Origin of the sequence: Streptococcus sp. CL6.35 (assembly GCF_049737915.1) — a bacterium.
GTDB lineage: Bacteria > Bacillota > Bacilli > Lactobacillales > Streptococcaceae > Streptococcus.
In genome coordinates, this window is the sequence record NZ_JBKOTU010000003.1 from 184243 (window position 1) to 203674 (window position 19432).

Below are 19432 nucleotides of genomic sequence, written 5' to 3' on the forward strand. Positions count from 1 at the left end.
AACTTTTGAGTGAAAAGCCAAGAGAAGACGAAAAATTAAGCTTTAAAGAGCAGATTTTGCGTGATTTAGAAAAAGTAAAACGTTATGAAGGGATTCGTCAAGAGGCCGCTGAACTTGATGAAAAAAAATCAGCTTTGTCTGTCCCTGACACAAAAATTGCTGATGAAGAGGTGATGAATGCATCCCTATCAGCTGTTGAAAAAATTATGGAGAATGCACCACGTGTTCCACAGCATCCTAGTGAAGATGTTCCAGCATCACCGGCGGAGGAACTAAGAGAGGAAGCTCCAATCATTCCTAGTCACCCTAGTCAAGATGTTCCAGCATCACCAGCTGAAGAAATTCCATCAAGACCGGTTCCGGGACCAGAAGTCGTTCATCCTAAAAAAGCTGAAAAAGATGTGAACACAACACCAACAAGAGTAGCTGTTTCTTATAAGACAGAAGCACAAAAAGAGACACAAGCAGAAGCGCCAAGACCTGAACCGGTCGTTGAAACTGAAGCTGTTGACGTGATTGCTGAAACTCCACGTCGTAGTCGTCGTGAGACAGTTAAACCTGTTAAGAAGAAAAAATCACATTTGAAAGCTTTCTTCATTTCTCTATTGATTTTCCTTGCCTTGATTTCAGCAGGTGGTTACTTTGGTTACCAGTATGTTCAATCATCCTTATTACCAGTTGATGCAAATTCTAAGGAATATGTAACGGTTCAAATCCCAGAAGGATCCAATGTCCAAGAGATTGGATCAGCACTTGAACATTCTGGTGTGATTAAACACGGAGTGATTTTTGCTTTTTATGCTAAATATAAGAATTATTCAGATTTGAAGGCTGGATATTACAATTTGCAAAAGAGCATGAGTACAGAGGATATCATTAAGGAACTCCAAAAAGGTGGTACTCCTGAACCTCAAGAACCTTCACTTGCAGATTTAACGATTCCAGAAGGATATACGATTGATCAAATCGCCCAAGCTGTAGGCCAATTACAAGGTGAATTTAAAGAGCCTTTGACAGCGGAAGCTTTTTTGGCTAAAGTTCAAGATGACAACTTTATCAGTCAAGAAGTTGCTAAATATCCAAACCTACTCGAAAGCTTGCCAACGAAAGAAAGTGGAGTTCGTTATCGTTTAGAAGGATTCCTCTTCCCAGCGACATACTCTATCAAGGAAAGCACAACTATTGAAAGTTTGATTGATGAGATGTTGGCAGCTATGGATAAGACCTTGACTCCGCACTATAGTGCAATTAAGTCTAAAAACTTGACAGTCAATGAATTGCTAACAATTGCTTCACTTGTTGAAAAAGAAGGTGCTAAGACTGAAGACCGTAAGTTGATTGCAGGTGTCTTCTACAATCGTTTGAACCTTGGTATGCCACTTCAAAGCAATATTGCAATCTTGTATGCCCAAGGGAAACTTGGTCAAAATATTAGCCTAGCAGACGATGCTGGAATTGACACATCGATTAATTCACCATACAATGTTTATACCAAACCTGGTTTGATGCCTGGTCCAGTAGATAGTCCAAGTCAGGACGCGATTGAAGCAAGTATTAACCAAACAAAGAGTGAGAACCTCTACTTTGTAGCCAATGTTACAGATGGTAAAGTCTATTACGCAGTGACACAGGAAGAGCATGATCGTAATGTAGCTGAACACGTCAATAGCAAGCTTACTCAAAATAGTAGTTCAAACTAAGACTACAACAATGAGAATCTCAGATAGAGATTCAATACTATCGAAAGAAAGTTGAGAAAAATGGCAGAAAAAACATATCCTATGACCCTAGCGGAAAAGGAAAAACTTGAAAAAGAATTAGAAGAATTGAAATTGGTCCGCCGACCAGAAGTGGTAGAACGCATTAAGATTGCCCGTTCATATGGTGACCTTTCAGAAAACAGTGAATACGAAGCAGCTAAGGATGAACAAGCTTTTGTCGAAGGACAAATCTCTAGCTTGGAAACAAAAATCCGTTATGCTGAAATCGTCAATAGCGACTCAGTTGCCGATGATGAAGTGGCGATTGGAAAAACAGTCACTATCCAAGAAATTGGTGAGGACGAGGAAGAAGTTTATATTATCGTAGGTTCAGCCGGTGCAGATGCCTTTGCGGGTAAAGTTTCAAATGAAAGCCCAATTGGACAAGCCTTGATTGGCAAGAAAACAGGTGACACAGCAACCATTGAAACGCCTGTTGATAGCTATGATGTAAAAATCTTGAAGGTTGAAAAAACAGCCTAAAAACAGAAAAAAGGAGTGAGGAGGCAGTGCGCTTCACTCACTCCTTTTTCCATTTTAAATTGAATTGGAGACGTTATGAGTTCAAAGAAGAAAAAAAATAAGATGGAGCGTGGTCTGACCAATCGTCACGTGCAGGTTATGGCCATCGCTGGAACAATCGGAACAGGACTCTTTTTGGGAGCAGGTCGTTCTATTAGCTTAACAGGTCCTTCCATTGTACTGATTTATATGATTACAGGGGCCTTCATGTTCCTCATGATGCGTGCGGTTGGGGAAATGCTCTACCAAGATCCTGAGCAACATACCTTTATCAACTTTATCACGCGCCATTTAGGTAAGGGCTGGGGTTATTTCTCAGTTTGGTCTTACTGGTTATCCGTTGTCTTTATCGGTATGGCGGAAATTACAGCCATCTCTCACTATGTTCAGTTCTGGTTTCCTAGCTGGCCAAGTTGGATGATTGAGATTGGATTTTTAACCATTCTAGCCTTGGTCAATCTGATTGCGGTGAAGCTCTTTGGGGAAGTTGAGTTTTGGTTTGCTATGGTCAAGATTGTGGCTATTTTAGCTATGATTGCCACAGGAGTCTTTATGGTCTTGACAGGCTTTAAGACACCTCATGGAGTAGCAAGTTTGGCTAATATCGCCGACAATTTCTCCCTATTCCCAAATGGTGGAGTAAACTTTGTCATGGCCTTCCAGATGGTTTTCTTTGCCTACCTCATGATTGAGTTTATCGGGGTAACGACTTCTGAAACCAAAAATCCACGTCAGGTCTTGCCAAAAGCCGTTAAGGAAATTCCTTTGCGTATCGCCTTTTTCTACGGTGGTGCCCTCTTAGCCATCATGGCTATCATTCCGTGGCGTGAACTTGCATCGGCTGATTCTCCTTTTGTAACAGTATTTGAATTGGCAGGTATCAAGTGGGCAGCGGCCTTGATTAACTTTGTCGTTTTGACGTCAGCAGCATCTGCTCTTAATTCAACCCTTTATTCAACAGGTCGTCATTTGTATCAGATTGCCCATGATTCGCCCAATCCATTCTTAAAGGCTATCAAGGCAGATACTCTTTCCCGTCACAACGTACCACAAAATGCCATCATCGCCTCAGCAATTTTGATTGCCCTAGCAGCCTTTATCAACGTATTGCCAGGTGTTTCCGATGCCTTTGCCTTGATTACGGCATCATCATCAGGTGTCTATATCGCCATTTATATCTTGATTATGCTGGCTCACCTTAAATACCGCAAGTCACCAGACTTTATGGTAGATGGTTATCTCATGCCCCATTATCGTTTCCTAAATCCTTTAACCATGCTCTTCTTTGCCTTTGTCTTTGTAACCCTCTTTTTACAAGAGTCTACATTTGTCGGAGCAATCGGTTCAGCTATCTGGATTATCGGTTTTGGGATTTATAGCCAGTGGAAATTTAGAAAATAGATTTGAAACTCATCAGCTTAGCTTGGTGAGTTTTTGCTAGTTTGACAGTCTATTGAAATAAGACTATAATCAAGCTGTAACAGTGTTTAAGGAGGTTTAGATGTACTTTAGATTGGAAAATAAGGAATCCCATAAATCACAAGAAATAGGGAATCTGATTCGTGTTTATAACCGTTCAAAAAGAGAAGAGGCTGAAAGTGAGCCACTTAATCTTTATGTCGAAGATGAAAAGGGCAATCTCATGGCAGGTTTGATAGCAGAGACTTTTGGAAATTGGCTAGAAATCGAGTATTTATTTGTAAAAGAAGAACTGAGAGGGCAAGGACTCGGTTCAAACCTATTGCAGCAAGCAGAAACTGAAGCTAAGAATCGAAACTGTCGTTTTGCTTTTGTCAATACTTACCAGTTTCAAGCTCCAGATTTTTATAAAATGCATGGCTACAAGGAAGTTTTTACCTTACAAGACTATCCCTACACAGGAAAAAGATTTTATTACCAAAAAGATTTGTAAGGAGAATATGAAATCATAAAGTAAAGAGGGGGCTTGACATAAGTATGGAGGTGGACTAATGGATATGAGTAACTATCGATAAGTAGCAGTTATAATCTACAAATTGTGTCTTTCTAGACGATATTGAGGACAATACAGTCGTAGCTAAGACATTAGATGTGAAATCCTACGATGCTGTAGATGTTTTGAGAAAATTGAATAAGCAGAAAACTCTCTATCATTTAGGTGGTAGAGAGTTTTTTGTTAATAAAATTTTACAAAATGACATTTATATATTGCATTAAGTTAGATATATGATATAATGTTGTTAAAAAGAGGCGCAACTTTTTAAAATTAATGAGAATCAAAGAGAAAACCAAGAATGTTAATGGAGGAATAAAAAATGGAAGTTATAAATGTAAGTAAGCATTATGCTCATTCAATCATTCTCAAAGATATAAATTTTGCACTTAATAAGGGTGAAATTGTTGGTCTAGTAGGGAGAAACGGAGTTGGCAAGAGTACATTGATGAAAATTCTTGTTCAGAATAATCAACCGACTTCAGGGAATATTATAAGTAGTGATAATGTTGGGTATTTAATCGAAGAACCAAAATTATTTTTATCTAAAACAGGTTTAGAGAATTTAAAATATTTGTCAAATTTATATGGTGTTGACTACAATAAAGAAAGATTTGGAAGTTTGATCCAAGAGTTAGATTTGACTCAGTCTATTAATAAAAAAGTAAAGACCTATTCTTTAGGTACAAAACAAAAATTAGCTTTGCTTCTAACTCTCGTTACGGAACCTGATATATTGATTTTAGATGAACCGACTAATGGTTTAGATATTGAATCATCACAAATAGTTTTAGCAGTTCTAAAAAACTTAGCTTTACATGAAAATGTGGGAATTTTAATATCGAGTCATAAATTAGAAGATATTGAAGAAATTTGTGAGAGGGTCCTTTTCTTGGAGAACGGGCTTTTGACATTCCAAAAAGTAGGAAAATATAGACATAATTGCTTGTTTGAGATAGCTTTTTCATCAGCTACAGATAAAGACATTTTCCTTACCAAACAAGAATTTGGGGATATTGTTCAGGAAGAGGGACTGAAAATTACTATGTCTGGGAATATTCAAAGTAGTGAGCTTTTTAAATTTTTTAACGAAAACTCTATTAAAGTAGTTGATTTTGAAACTAAAAAAGAGACGCTTAAAGATATTTATCTAAATCGTTCAAAATAAAGGAAGGTTATAATCATGAAATTAAATAAATTGAATTTTCTTAAGGAAAATATAAGAGATTTATATTCATCAGGCGTAATATATCTCGGATTGATTATCTCGTTTATACCGCCGATACTGGTTACATTCTTTATTCTAAAGACTCAAGGGACATCACTTGGTATTAAGCATATTTCAAATTTTTATGCTATGCTCGGTATGTTAATGGCTGTTATACATGCTAACCGAATTATTAGCAGGGATTTTTCTAACAATACGATCAGTTTATTTTATAATCAAAAGAAAAATCGGATGATTTACGTCTTGTCTAATTTTCTATATGCCATCTCAGTTTCTATTATTTATGCTTTGAATGGCATTGTGCTACTAGTCATCGTATGTAAATTGGGTGTTCCAGGTGATTTAGGATTAGATTTTATAGTAGCTATTGTAGTCAATACAATTTTGTTAGTCCTATTTTATTTTCTATTATCTTACATTTTCTATTTATACAAATTGAAAAGTGGCTTGATATTTGGTATTTTAGTTGCTTTACTACTCTTTATCCCTAATATATTAAATACGATTATGATGAATACTAGTAATGATTTGTTTATCAAAGCAATTGAACTTCTTCCTTTTTATTCTTTACCTGTATTTGTGGCTTCAAATACGATGTCTATTAGTCAGTATCTTGTGGTAATCACTACAATCATTTTATTGTACTTTTTCACTCTCAAGAAAAGCAAGAAGTATTCATTTTAGTTTCGTTTAGTATTATTTTGCATACTTAAAACCAGCAAAAAATCAGTCATCTTGGTATGCTCCTTCTCTTGCTGTTCACCACGTTTTTGACTTATACTAGACTCATTTCCAAAAGCATTATATAATAGTAATATGAAACCAACTAAACTAAACAAGAAGTACAAGCAATAAAAACTCGTTTAAAAGATTCTACTAAAGCTAATACTAAACAAAAATAAAAGAGTAAACTAGGAAGTTTATTTCAAACAATCCAACATACTGATTTTAGGTTGAAGATAATATTGGAGTGCTAATTAATGAGGTTATATTAAGTAGCTGACAGCTTGTGTTGGTTTTGGATTTTTTAAGAGTAGATGAGTATTAAAACTATAAGGAGGACGCAGGTGGCTAAAAATTTAAAATTAAAATTAGCTCGGGTAGAGCTTGATTTAACACAAGGTCAACTGGCAGAGGCTGTCGGGGTGACGCGACAGACTATTGGTTTGATAGAGGCGGGAAAATACAATCCCAGTCTCTCGCTCTGCCAGTCCATTTGCAGATGTTTAGGGAAAACCCTAGACCAATTATTTTGGGAGGAAGAAGATGGTAACTAAATTTATTCATTATCAATTACTTGACGAAAGAGAAGAACAACTAATCAATAAAGCTGGGGCAGAGTCTTTTTCACTCTTTATTGGGCTTGTACTTCTAAGCTATTTGGTGGCAGTGTTGGCTCCATCTCTTTTTAATCCGAATTTTCTAGTCTATACTCTGATAGTAGGAATTTTCTTCTTTTTCAATCGAGCCCGTTATCTGGGAGTGACCTACTATAGTCGTTTTCATTTTACGATTTTGGGTTGTTTTTTCCTAACCTTGGCTATTACTGCTCTTTTGATGTTGCAGAATTATCAATTCAACATAGAAATTTATCAGCATAATCCTTTAAACGTTAAATACTTGTCTGCTTGGGTTATTACTTATGTCATTTACCTTCCTTGGGTCTTTATCGGCAATCTCGGTCTTAAGAGTTATGGCGAATGGGCTCAGAAAAAATTTGAGCAAGACATGGATGAACTGGAGAGTGGAGAATAGCTTGTTACTCTTTTCTCAATCCAGCTAAAATGTGATATAATAGTACTAATTTATTGGAATACATGAAAGTTTTTGAAAATTTTCATGTATTTCTAGCTAAGGAAGTAGGAAAAGTATGTATCCAGATGATAGATTGACATTGCACACGGACTTGTACCAGATTAACATGATGCAGGTTTACTTTGACCAAGGAATTCACAATAAGAAGGCGGTTTTTGAGGTATATTTCCGCCAACAGCCTTTTAAGAATGGCTATGCAGTTTTTGCTGGTTTGGAAAGAATTGTGAGTTATCTTGAAGACCTGCGTTTTTCAGATAGTGATATTGCCTATTTGGAGTCTCTAGGCTATCATGGGGCATTCTTGGACTATCTCCGCAATTTCAAGTTGGAGTTGACCGTTCGTTCTGCCCAAGAAGGGGATTTGGTTTTTGCTAATGAACCGATTGTGCAGGTGGAAGGCCCTCTAGTCCAATGTCAATTGGTCGAAACGGCCCTTTTGAACATCGTCAACTACCAGACCTTGGTGGCGACTAAGGCAGCTCGTATTCGTTCAGTCATTGAAGATGAACCTTTAATGGAGTTTGGGACACGTCGGGCGCAAGAGATGGATGCGGCTATCTGGGGAACACGCGCAGCGGTGATTGGTGGAGCCAATGGAACCAGCAATGTGCGTGCTGGTAAACTCTTTGATATTCCTGTCTTGGGGACTCACGCCCATGCCTTGGTACAGGTTTATGGTAACGACTATGAAGCTTTCAAGGCTTACGCTGCGACCCACAAAAACTGTGTCTTTCTTGTGGACACCTATGACACCCTTCGCATTGGGGTACCCGCTGCCATTCAAGTGGCGCGTGAGCTGGGTGACCAGATTAACTTTATGGGTGTGCGGATTGACTCAGGGGATATTGCCTACATTTCCAAGAAAGTTCGTCAGCAACTGGACGAGGCTGGATTTACAGAGGCTAAGATTTATGCTTCTAATGATTTGGACGAAAATACTATCCTCAACCTCAAGATGCAAAAGGCCAAGATTGATGTCTGGGGTGTGGGAACCAAGCTGATTACAGCCTATGATCAGCCAGCTCTTGGGGCAGTTTATAAGATTGTTGCGATCGAAGATGAAAATGGTCAGATGCGCAATACGATCAAGCTGTCTAATAATGCGGAAAAAGTGTCTACGCCAGGTAAGAAGCAGGTGTGGCGCATTACCAGTCGTGAAAAAGGCAAGTCAGAAGGCGATTATATCACTTATGACGGTGTGGATGTGAGTGACATGACGGAAATCAAAATGTTCCATCCGACCTATACCTACATCAAGAAGACGGTTCGTAATTTTGATGCCGTTCCTCTCTTAGTGGATATCTTCAAAGACGGAAAATTGATTTACAACCTGCCTAGCTTGACTGAGATTCAGGATTATGCTCGTAAGGAATTTGACAAGCTTTGGGATGAGTACAAGCGCGTGCTCAATCCTCAGCATTATCCAGTGGATTTGGCGCGTGATGTATGGCAAGACAAGATGGACTTGATTGACAAAATGCGTAAGGAAGCACTTGGTGAAGGAGAAGAAGAATGAGTTTGCAAGAAACGATTATCCAAGAACTGGGTGTGAAACCAGTGATTGATGCCCAGGAAGAAATTCGTCGTTCCATTGATTTCTTAAAAAGATACTTGAAAAAACACCCCTTCCTTAAAACTTTTGTACTAGGGATTTCTGGAGGACAAGACTCAACCTTAGCAGGTCGATTAGCCCAATTAGCTATGGAAGAACTGCGCGCAGAGACAGGAGATGACAGCTACAAATTTATCGCTGTCCGCTTGCCATACGGAGTGCAAGCTGATGAAGCAGATGCTCAAAAAGCTCTAGCCTTCATCCAGCCAGATATCAGTTTAGTGGTGAATATCAAGGAGTCTGCAGATGCTATGACAGCTGCAGTTGAAGCGACAGATAGTCCTGTTTCAGACTTCAACAAGGGGAATATCAAAGCACGTTGTCGTATGATTGCTCAGTATGCCCTTGCTGGTTCCCATAGCGGAGCTGTCATTGGAACAGACCACGCCGCGGAAAATATCACAGGTTTCTTTACCAAGTTTGGTGACGGTGGTGCGGATATTTTACCCCTTTACCGTCTTAATAAACGCCAAGGAAAACAACTCTTGAAGGAACTTGGTGCAGCCCCAGCCCTTTATGAAAAAATCCCAACGGCAGACCTAGAAGAAGACAAACCAGGCCTAGCTGACGAAGTGGCACTTGGAGTCACTTATGAAGAGATTGACGACTACCTAGAAGGCAAAACAATCAGCCCAGAAGCCCAAGCGACTATCGAAAACTGGTGGCACAAAGGCCAACACAAACGCCACCTACCAATCACCGTATTCGATGACTTTTGGGAGTAAAAAGGTCCGGGGGACCTTTTTAGCTTCTTGCATTGAAACTCGAGAGCAAGAAGAACCTCCAGTGGAGGTTTTCAGCCTCTCGCCTTGAAATAAGAAAGCGAGAGAAGGTCCGGCAACTCACAGAGTTCGATTTCGTCGTCTCACCCCCGCAACGATGACTAGGTTTGAAAAAGCTTGCTAGAGCGCATTTCAAACCAGACAGCGACTGCGTCAAGGAACTAGATGAACAACTTGTTTTTTAGTTGTTACTGAGTTTAGTCTTTTTACCCCGAGCACGGAAACAAGTAAGCGAAGAAGGTCCGGGGGACCTTTTTAGCTTATTACCTTGAAATTCAAAAGCAAAACAAGTTTCAATGGAGATTGGACATAGAATCATCTATCAGAAAGCGAGGTAGCGTCATGAAAGCAATCGGTACGCAAATATTACAGACAGATCGTTTAATCTTGCGAAGATTTTTGGAAAGTGATGCAGAAGCCATGTTTCAGAATTGGGCTTCGTCCGCTGAAAATCTAACCTACGTCACTTGGGATCCTCATCCTGATGTCAAGGTGACTCGAAATTCGATTCGCAATTGGGTTGCCTCCTATGCCAATCCCAACTATTACAAATGGGCCATTTGTCTCAAAGAAAACCCGGAGCAGGTAATAGGAGATATCAGCATCGTTGCAATAGATGAGAACGATTCTTCTTGTGAAATTGGCTATGTGCTAGGCAAGGTTTACTGGGGACATGGGTTTATGACAGAAGCCTTGAAAGCTGTCTTGGACTTCTGTTTTACTCAAGCAGGTTTTCAAAAAGTTAGAGCTCGATATGCCAGTCTCAATCCAGCTTCAGGTCGTGTCATGGAGAAGGCTGGAATGTCCTATCTAAAGACTATTAGCAATGGTGTAGAGAGAAAAGGCTATCTTGCGGACCTTATTTATTATCAGATAAGTAGGGAAGACTAGTGAATTTTCCTTTCAGTTTCCATCAAAGTCAGGCTTTGTCTGGCTTTTTTTGCAACATTTTTTACATAATCTGATTAAATTCCTATTTTTCCCTATCATTGTCCCTGTTTTTTCTGGAGTTTTGGGGCTATAATAGTTTTATCAAATCAAAGAATGGAGGAAGGCAATGGATAATATAATCTTTTTTATCAGTGTTTTTCTTGCTGGAATTCTTTCCTTCTTTTCTCCGTGTATCTTACCCTTGTTACCGGTTTATGCAGGGGTCTTGTTGGATGACGAAGATGGTGCTCAGGCTTCTAGTGGAAAATATTCAATCTCACTTGTTAGTCTATTGAGAACTTTGGCCTTTATAGCAGGGATATCCTTTGTTTTTATCTTACTAGGCTATGGAGCTGGTTTTTTAGGCAATTTGCTGTATACCTCTTGGTTTCAGTATGTGATGGGTGCGGTTATCATTCTCTTGGGATTGCACCAGATGGAAGTCTTACATTTGAAGGGACTCTACAAGGAAAGAAGGCTACAATTAAAGGGACAAGGGCAAAAGGGTAACGGCTATAGTCAGGCATTTTTACTGGGGTTGACCTTTAGTTTTGCTTGGACGCCATGTGTGGGACCGGTTCTGGGTTCTGTTTTAGCCTTGGCGGCTTCAGGTGGTTCAGGTGCTTGGCAGGGAGCTGGTCTCATGTTAATCTATACGCTAGGTCTAGCACTACCATTTTTGGTTTTAGCTCTAGCCTCCAGCTATGTTTTGAAACATTTCCGAAAACTTCATCTCTACCTTGAAACCCTCAAAAAAGTGGGTGGTTTCCTCATTATCGTGATGGGAATCTTGGTGCTTTTGGGAAATGCTTCCATTTTGACTACATTATTTGAATAGAGAGGAAGAAGAAATGAAAAAATGGCAAACATGTCTCCTTGGAGTAGGCTCAATCTGTTGCTTGGCAGCCTGTTCGGCTAAAAACATGCCAGACGAATCTACTATGAAGGAGCAAACCAAAACAGAACAAGTCAGTGCGCAAACTGCTACTAAAGGTCAGGCGGTTGCTGATTTCGAACTGACGGGAGTAGATGGCAAGACCTACCGCTTGTCTGATTACAAGGGCAAGAAAGTCTATCTCAAATTCTGGGCTTCTTGGTGTTCCATCTGTCTAGCCAGTCTTCCAGATACGGATGAAATTGCTAAAGATGCTGGTGATGATTATGTGGTCTTGACAGTAGTGTCACCTGGACATAAGGGGGAACAAGCAGAATCGGACTTTAAGAACTGGTACAAGGGCTTGGATTATAAAAATTTCCCAGTTCTAATTGACCCATCAGGAAAACTTTTGGAAAGTTATGGTGTTCGTTCTTACCCAACTCAAGCCTTTATAGACAAGGAAGGTAAGCTGGTCAAAACGCAACCAGGTTTTATGGATAAGGATATGATTTTAAAGACATTGAAAGAAATGGGGTAGAGAAAGGTCATGAATGATAAAGTAAAATTGTTTGTCTTGGCAGGAATCTTTTTCCTAGCCATAACCGGTTTCTATTTTCTATTGATGCGAAATGCAGGGCAGACAGATAGCTCGCAAATTGAGAAAGCATCAGTTAGCCAAGGAGGAAAAACAGTGAAAAAAACAGAAGTGAGTAAAGACGCAGACTTACACGAAATTTATCTGGCTGGAGGTTGCTTCTGGGGAGTGGAGGAATATTTCTCACGTGTTCCCGGGGTGACAGATGCCGTTTCAGGCTATGCAAATGGTAGAGGGGAAACAACCAAGTACGAATTGATTAACCAAACAGGTCATGCGGAGACTGTTCATGTTACCTATGATGCCAATCAAATTTCCCTCAAGGAAATCCTGCTTCATTATTTCCGCATTATCAATCCAACTAGCAAAAATAAACAAGGAAATGATGTGGGAACCCAGTACCGTACTGGTGTTTATTACACAGATGACAAGGATTTAGAGGTGATTAACCAAGTCTTTGATGAGGTGGCTAAGAAATACGATCAACCTCTAGCAGTTGAAAAGGAAACCTTGAAGAATTTTGTGGTGGCTGAGGACTATCACCAAGACTACCTCAAGAAAAATCCAAATGGCTACTGCCATATCAATGTCAATCAGGCAGCCTATCCCGTCATCGATACCAGCAAATATCCCAAACCAAGTGATGAAGAATTGAAAAAGACCTTGTCACCTGAGGAGTATGCAGTCACCCAGAAAAATCAAACAGAACGGGCTTTCTCTAACCGCTACTGGGATAAATTTGACTCTGGTATCTATGTGGATGTAGCAACTGGCGAACCCCTCTTTTCATCAAAGGACAAGTTTGAGTCTGGTTGTGGTTGGCCTAGTTTTACCCAACCCATCAGTCCAGATGTTGCCACCTACAAGGAAGATAAATCCTACAATATGACGCGCATGGAAGTGCGGAGCCGAGTTGGAGATTCTCATCTAGGCCATGTCTTTACAGATGGGCCTCAGGACAAGGGTGGCTTGCGCTACTGTATTAATAGTCTCTCTATCCGCTTTATTCCCAAAAATCAAATGGAAGAAAAAGGCTATGCTTACTTACTAGATTATGTTGATTAAGAGGGCTTTCCTAAGCAGTTAGAGGAGAATTTTGCTATACTGATACTAGTAAGTGACAAAGGAGAGAAGCATGACCTACACAATCTTAATCGTAGAAGATGAATATCTGGTAAGACAAGGCTTGACCAAGCTGGTCAATGTAGCAGCCTACGATATGGAAATCATCGGTCAGGCTGAAAATGGAAGGCAGGCTTGGGAATTGATACAAAAGCAGGTGCCAGATATCATTCTAACCGATATCAATATGCCTCAGCTAAATGGCATTCAGTTGGCCAGTCTGGTCCGAGAAACCTATCCTCAGGTTCATCTAGTTTTTTTAACAGGCTACGATGATTTTGATTATGCTTTGTCTGCTGTCAAACTCGGTGTGGATGACTACCTGCTTAAGCCCTTTTCTCGTCAGGATATTGAGGAAATGTTGGGGAAAATCAAGCAAAAGTTGGATAAGGAAGAGAAAGAAGAGCAGTTACAAGATTTATTGACTGATAAGTTTGAGGGAAATATGGCCCAGAAAATCCAGTCCCATCTGGCTGATAGCCAGTTTAGTTTAAAGTCTTTAGCAAATGACTTAGGCTTTAGTCCGACTTATCTGAGTTCTTTGATTAAGAAAGAGTTGGGCCTGCCTTTTCAGGATTATTTGGTGCGAGAACGTGTCAAACAAGCCAAACTCTTGCTTCTGACAACGGATTTAAAGATTTATGAGATCGCAGAGAAAGTTGGTTTTGAAGATATGAACTATTTTACCCAACGCTTTAAACAGATTGCGGGTGTGACACCTCGTCAGTTTAAGAAGGGGGAAGGTCGATGAAACGTTCTTCTCTCTTAGTCAGAATGGTTATTTCCATCTTTCTGGTCTTTCTCATTCTCCTAGCTCTGGTTGGGACTTTCTACTATCAATCTAGTTCTTCAGCCATTGAGGCTACTATTGAGGGCAATAGCCAGACGACTATCAGTCAGACTAGCCACTTTATCCAGTCTTATATCAAAAAATTAGGAACCACCTCTACCAGTTTGACCCAGCAGACGGATGTCCTAGCCTATGCTGAGAATCCCAGTCAAGACAAGGTCAAGGGAATTCGAGATCTATTTTTGACCATCTTAAAATCAGACCAGGACTTGAAAGCTGTTGTATTGGTCACCAAATCAGGTCAGGTCATTTCTACAGATGATAGTGTGCAAATGAAAACCTCCTCAGATATGATGGCTGAGGATTGGTACCAAAAGGCTATTCATCAGGGAGCCATGCCAGTTTTGACCCCAGCTCGTAAATCGGACAGTCAGTGGGTCATTTCTGTCACTCAGGAACTTGTTGATGTAAAGGGAGCCAATCTGGGTGTGCTTCGTTTGGATATTTCTTATGAAACTATGGAAGCCTATCTTAACCAACTTCAGTTGGGTCAGCAGGGCTTTGCCTTTATCATCAATGAAAACCATGAATTTGTTTATCATCCTCAACATACAGTTTATAGTTCGTCTAGCGAAATGGAGGCCATGAAACCCTATATTGAGACAGGGCAAGGTTATACTCCAGATCACCAATCCTATGTCAGTCAAGAAAAGATTGCTGGAACTGATTGGACGGTGCTTGGTGTGTCTTCGCTGGAGAAGTTAGACCAGGTTCGGAGTCAACTCATGTGGACCTTGCTTGGGGCCAGTATCACCTCTCTTCTTGCTTGTCTCTGCTTGGTGTGGTTCAGTCTTAAACGCTGGATTGCTCCTTTGAAGGATTTGAGAGAAACCATGCTGGAAATTGCTTCGGGCGCTCAAAATCTTCGTGCCAAGGAAGCGGGTGCCCATGAACTGAGAGAAGTGACTCGTCAGTTTAATGCCATGCTGGATCAGATTGATCAGTTGATGGCAGCTATTCGCAGGCAGGAAGAAGCAACCCGCCAGTATGAACTTCAAGCTTTGTCGAGTCAGATTAATCCTCATTTCCTCTATAATACCTTGGATACCATCATCTGGATGGCTGAATTTCAGGATAGTCAGAGAGTGGTTCAAGTGACCAAGTCCTTGGCGACCTATTTCCGCTTGGCGCTCAATCAAGGCAGGGATTTGATTTGCCTGTCTGACGAAATCAACCATGTCCGCCAGTATCTCTTTATCCAGAAACAACGTTATGGGGATAAGCTGGAATATGAGATTGAGGAAAATCCTGCCTTTGATAAGCTAGTCTTGCCCAAGTTGGTGCTACAACCCTTGGTAGAAAATGCCCTTTACCATGGCATTAAGGAAAAGGAAGGTCAGGGACATATTAAAGTTTCTGTTCAGAAACAGGATTCAGGAATGGTCATCCGTATTGAGGATGATGGCGTTGGTTTCCAAGATGCTAGCGATAGTAGTCAAAGTCAACTCAAACGTGGTGGAGTTGGTCTTCAAAATGTTGATCAACGGCTCAAACTTCATTTTGGAGAAGATTACCAAATGAAGATTGATTCTATTCCCTCAAAAGGTACGACAGTTGAAATATACATAAATAGAATAGAAACTAGCTAACTCCCAGTCAATTCTGGGAGTTTTATGCGTAATTGGGGAAGCTTTCTAGGTTGTCTATCTTGCTAAAACGTAGAAAAAACGATATGATAGATAATGACAAAAGAGGTATCAAGTATGAAGGAAAAAGACATTCAAAGAGAAACAAGCCAGATTGTAAAAGATGTATTAGAAAAGGCCAAATTGAAGCAAGGATCTATCTTTGTTTTGGGCCTTTCTTCTAGTGAAGTGATAGGTGGTCAGATTGGCAAGGAATCCAGCCAAGAAATTGGGGAAATCATCGTGAAGACCATCCTAGATATCCTAGAGGAAAAAGGAATTCATCTAGCTGTTCAAGGTTGTGAACATGTCAATCGGGCCCTCGTTGTTGAACGTCAGTTGGCAGAGCAGTTGGGTCTGGAAATCGTTAGTGTCCTTCCTACTCTTCATGCAGGGGGTTCGGGTCAGTTGGCAGCCTTCAAGTTTATGCAAGATCCAGTTGAGGTTGAATTTATCAAGGCTCATGCTGGATTGGATATCGGAGACACTGCAATTGGTATGCATGTCAAGCATGTTCAGGTTCCGATTCGCCCTCTTTTGAGAGAAATTGGGCATGCCCATGTAACGGCTCTTGCTAGCCGTCCAAAATTAATTGGAGGTGCGCGTGCGCAGTATCCACAAGATTCTATCAGAAAGTCGTGAGAATGAGAAAAACGAAAACAACAACTAGAAAAAATCACCAAATATTCGATTCGTAAGCTAACTGTTGGGGTAGGTCCTGTAGCCATTGGGGCCTTCCTTTTTGGTGCTAGTACTCTTTCAGTAGATAAGGTTCAAGCCAATGAAGTCGGCGGTGCTCATAGCGTTCATTACCGTTATTTGGCGGAGCAGGAATTGACTGAGTCTGAAAAAGCCCTGATTCACCATGAGGTTCCAACAGAATTTCAAGATGATGATATTCTCTATGTAGTTTATCGCAAGAAGGCAACTAATAGTCAACAACTTCCTTATACAGGAAGTAAGGAACTAGCTTTGGCAGGTCTTGGCTTGGCAACAGCTTCTCTAGCAGTCTTTTTGGTGTCTAAAAAAGGTCGTAGAGAAGTTCTAGGTGTTCTCTTGATTGGTTCTTTAGGAGCCAGCACCTTTGTACCTTACGGGACATTTGCATTTGAAAATAAAGAATTGCTTTCTTATAACCAAACTATTTCAGCCTCTACACACGAAGGTTTGGCTGAAGGAATTATTTACATCGAAGGCTATGAATACATCGGATACTTCAAGGAAGCAGAACTCCATCCATCAAGACCAGATTCAGCAGAACAGCCTCAGTTTCCAGTAGAAAAGCAAAATGCAAATGAAATCGAGAAAACAGAAGTCGTTCAAGAAAGACCTGCTGTTGCTCCAGAAACTATCGTTGAGAATCCTGTAGTAGAGACTCCAGTTGCTCCTGCTATTGAAGAAAAACCAGTTTCTGAGAAGCCTCAGACAATACAGGAAGAGAGCTTGGTGGAGATTCCTTTTGAAACAATCACAAGCCCAGATGCGAATCTAGCAGAAGGACAGACTCATATCGTCACAGCTGGAGTAAAGGGTCAGCGTCGCCTTTTAAGCAAAGTTTCAATGGTCAACGGTCAAGAAGTTAGAGAAGTCATCGAAGACCAAGTAGTCCAAAATCCTGTGTCGCAAGTCATTGCAGTCGGAACGAAGAAAGAGGTGCAACCTGCTCCAACTCCAGTACCACAAGCTGAACCAACGCATCAGGTAGCTAAAGGGACGCAAGAGGAAGGTAAAACTGGCCAAGCCTTAACACAACCTGAATTGCCAGAGGCTCCAGTTGAAGTAAAAGGAACTCAAGAAGAAGGTAAGGTAGGACAAGCTCTGACGCAACCAGAACTACCAGAGTATCATGAAGCCAAAGGTGTTCAAGAAGTAAAAGAAGGCGAGAAGCAAGGCCAAGCTTTAGTACAGCCAGAACTTCCTGGATATAAAGAACCAGTTTCAACAAAGGGAACTCAAGAATCTGGTCAAGAAGGTCAAGCACCAGTACAAGAAGTAAACCCAGAATATAAAGTAACAACAGGTACAGTTGAGAAGTCTACCGAAAGTGAATTAGATTTCACAACAGAAGTAGTTCCAGACGATACAAAATATGTGGATGAAGAAGTAGTTGAAACCCCTGGTTCTAAAGGTATCCAAGTTACGAAAACAACTTACGAAACAGTGGAAGGTGTGGAAACAGACAAAGTCCTTTCTACAACTACAGAAGTAAAAACTCCTGCTGTTCCTAAAGTCGTTAAAAAAGGAACAAAGCCAGTTGAAGGAACAGTAGTTGAAACAAGAGAAGAAGTCATTCCTTTTGAAACAAAAGAACAAGAAGATGACACTTTAAAACGCGGAACAAGACAAGTATCTCAAAAAGGTGTAGAAGGTAAGAAACAAATTACTGAAATCTATAAAACGATTCGTGGAGAAAAAACAAATGAAGCTCCAACAGTAGAAGAAACAGTTCTCCAAGCACCTCAAGATGAAATTATCAAAAAAGGTACAAAAGGTTTAGAAAAACCAACCTTAGAATGGGCTAACACAGATAAAGATGTCTTGAAGAAGAGCGCTACAGCTAGTTATACATTGAATAAACCAGCTGGAGTAGAAATCAAATCGATTAAAGTAGCTCTGAAAGATAAGACTGGACAAGTTGTTAAAGAAGTGACAGTAGAAGAAAATAAATTACAAGCTACTTTAGACAACTTGAAATATTATCAAGGCTATACATTATCCACAACGATGGTTTATGATCGTGGAGAAGGCGAAGAAACTGAAACATTAGAAGATAAAGAAATTCAGTTAGACCTTAAAAAAGTTGAAATCAAAAACATCAAAGAAACTAGCTTGATGAGTGTGGATGATGCTGGTAACGAAACTGATAAGAGCTTATTATCTGAAAAACCAACAGATGTTGCTCCACTTTACTTACGAGTGACAACTCATGATAACAAAACAACAAGACTTGCGGTAAGTTCTGTTGAAGAAGTTGTTGTTGATGGAAAAACATTGTACAAAGTGGTAGCAAAAGCTCCTGACTTAGTTCAACGTAGAGCTGATGATACACTAAGTGAAGAGTATGTTCATTACTTTGAAAAACAATTACCAAAGATTGGAAATGTCTATTACAACTTTAAAGAACTCATTGAGGATATGCAAAAAGACCCAACTGGTGAGTTTAAACTTGGTGCAGATTTGAATGCTGCCAATGTTCCAACACCAAGTAAACAGTATGTAACAGGAACGTTTAAAGGTAAGTTGTCTAGTGATGGGGATAACCGCTTTACAATTCATAACCTAGCGCGTCCACTATTCAACCGAGTTGAAAACGCTCATATTCATGACTTCAATCTAGGTAATGTCGATATCAACATGCCTTGGGCTAATAAGACAGCACCGCTTGGTGATATGTTTAAAAAGTCAACGATTGAAAATATTAAAGTGACAGGTAACGTAGTAGGTAACAATGATGTTACTGGTATGGTCAATAAACTGGATGAATCAAACATGCGTAATGTTGCATTTATTGGTAATATTACAAGTGTTGGTAATGCAGGATGGTGGTCTGGTGGACTTGTAAGTGAAAGTTGGAGAAGTAACACCGACAACTCTTACATTGATGCATATATTAAAGGGAATAAAGCTAAGGTCGGTGGCCTTGTTGCTAAATTGAATCACGGTGATAACCCAATGGACGTTAGTGCATGGGGACGTCTGAAGAATTCCGTGGCAAAAGGTACGATTGATGTGAAATAACCTC

The 19432-nt window shown here is 40.1% G+C and carries 18 protein-coding genes; all 18 read left to right on the plus strand.

Annotation, left to right across the window (positions count from 1 at the left end; genetic code table 11):
* The first annotated feature begins 5 nt into the window (after positions 1-5).
* Positions 6-1700 (plus strand): endolytic transglycosylase MltG, encoded by a 1695-nt coding sequence (mltG, locus tag ACLNCP_RS05440; protein WP_424844150.1) that lies wholly within the window; start codon positions 6-8, stop codon positions 1698-1700.
* 60 nt (positions 1701-1760) lie between these two features.
* Entirely contained in the window at positions 1761-2243 is a 483-nt protein-coding gene (gene greA / locus ACLNCP_RS05445; RefSeq protein WP_261011534.1) for a transcription elongation factor GreA, read from the plus strand.
* Between the two features lie 75 nt (positions 2244-2318).
* Positions 2319-3683: an amino acid permease gene (locus tag ACLNCP_RS05450; protein ID WP_000095646.1), complete on the plus strand. Its 1365-nt coding sequence runs from the start codon at positions 2319-2321 to the stop codon at positions 3681-3683.
* A 100-nt stretch (positions 3684-3783) separates the two neighbouring features.
* Positions 3784-4194 (plus strand): GNAT family N-acetyltransferase, encoded by a 411-nt coding sequence (locus ACLNCP_RS05455; RefSeq protein WP_080983321.1) that lies wholly within the window; start codon positions 3784-3786, stop codon positions 4192-4194.
* A gap of 382 nt (positions 4195-4576) precedes the next feature.
* On the plus strand, positions 4577-5422 hold the full coding sequence (locus ACLNCP_RS05460) for an ABC transporter ATP-binding protein (protein ID WP_424844151.1): 846 nt from the start codon (positions 4577-4579) through the stop codon (positions 5420-5422).
* 15 nt (positions 5423-5437) lie between these two features.
* Complete coding sequence (locus ACLNCP_RS05465) at positions 5438-6166, plus strand: ABC transporter permease (protein WP_049543346.1); 729 nt, start codon at positions 5438-5440, stop codon at positions 6164-6166.
* Positions 6167-6549: 383 nt separating this feature from the next.
* Positions 6550-6759 carry a helix-turn-helix transcriptional regulator gene (locus tag ACLNCP_RS05470; protein WP_173875948.1) on the plus strand — a complete coding sequence of 70 codons (210 nt, stop codon included), beginning with the start codon at positions 6550-6552 and terminating at the stop codon, positions 6757-6759.
* The gene (locus ACLNCP_RS05475; RefSeq protein ID WP_084950286.1) at positions 6749-7237 is read left to right on the plus strand and encodes a DUF6773 family protein; all 489 of its coding nucleotides are present in this window, start codon (positions 6749-6751) and stop codon (positions 7235-7237) included. The genes ACLNCP_RS05470 and ACLNCP_RS05475 overlap by 11 nt, the downstream gene beginning before the upstream one ends.
* A 115-nt stretch (positions 7238-7352) precedes the next feature.
* Positions 7353-8813, plus strand: a complete 1461-nt coding sequence (locus ACLNCP_RS05480; protein ID WP_424844152.1) for a nicotinate phosphoribosyltransferase — start codon at positions 7353-7355, stop codon at positions 8811-8813.
* Complete coding sequence (gene nadE, locus ACLNCP_RS05485) at positions 8810-9634, plus strand: ammonia-dependent NAD(+) synthetase (RefSeq protein ID WP_424844153.1); 825 nt, start codon at positions 8810-8812, stop codon at positions 9632-9634. Before ACLNCP_RS05480 ends, nadE begins: the two co-directional genes overlap by 4 nt.
* A gap of 399 nt (positions 9635-10033) precedes the next feature.
* On the plus strand, positions 10034-10582 hold the full coding sequence (locus tag ACLNCP_RS05490) for a GNAT family N-acetyltransferase (protein ID WP_084928089.1): 549 nt from the start codon (positions 10034-10036) through the stop codon (positions 10580-10582).
* Positions 10583-10748: 166 nt separating this feature from the next.
* Positions 10749-11459 carry a thiol-disulfide oxidoreductase-associated membrane protein CcdA2 gene (gene ccdA2 / locus ACLNCP_RS05495; RefSeq protein ID WP_424844154.1) on the plus strand — a complete coding sequence of 237 codons (711 nt, stop codon included), beginning with the start codon at positions 10749-10751 and terminating at the stop codon, positions 11457-11459.
* A 13-nt stretch (positions 11460-11472) separates the two neighbouring features.
* Positions 11473-12036: a redoxin family protein gene (locus ACLNCP_RS05500; protein ID WP_084862517.1), complete on the plus strand. Its 564-nt coding sequence runs from the start codon at positions 11473-11475 to the stop codon at positions 12034-12036.
* 9 nt (positions 12037-12045) lie between these two features.
* Positions 12046-13158 (plus strand): peptide-methionine (R)-S-oxide reductase MsrB, encoded by a 1113-nt coding sequence (gene msrB / locus ACLNCP_RS05505; protein ID WP_424844155.1) that lies wholly within the window; start codon positions 12046-12048, stop codon positions 13156-13158.
* Positions 13159-13228: 70 nt separating this feature from the next.
* Positions 13229-13966, plus strand: a complete 738-nt coding sequence (locus tag ACLNCP_RS05510; RefSeq protein ID WP_000222625.1) for a response regulator transcription factor — start codon at positions 13229-13231, stop codon at positions 13964-13966.
* A complete protein-coding gene (locus ACLNCP_RS05515) occupies positions 13963-15654 on the plus strand; it encodes a cache domain-containing sensor histidine kinase (RefSeq protein ID WP_424844156.1) in 1692 nt (563 codons plus the stop codon). The genes ACLNCP_RS05510 and ACLNCP_RS05515 overlap by 4 nt, the downstream gene beginning before the upstream one ends.
* Positions 15655-15768: 114 nt before the next feature.
* Positions 15769-16332: a TIGR01440 family protein gene (locus tag ACLNCP_RS05520; RefSeq protein ID WP_424844157.1), complete on the plus strand. Its 564-nt coding sequence runs from the start codon at positions 15769-15771 to the stop codon at positions 16330-16332.
* A 192-nt stretch (positions 16333-16524) separates the two neighbouring features.
* Positions 16525-19428 carry a ZmpA/ZmpB/ZmpC family metallo-endopeptidase-related protein gene (locus tag ACLNCP_RS05525; protein ID WP_424844158.1) on the plus strand — a complete coding sequence of 968 codons (2904 nt, stop codon included), beginning with the start codon at positions 16525-16527 and terminating at the stop codon, positions 19426-19428.
* Positions 19429-19432: the final 4 nt, after the last annotated feature.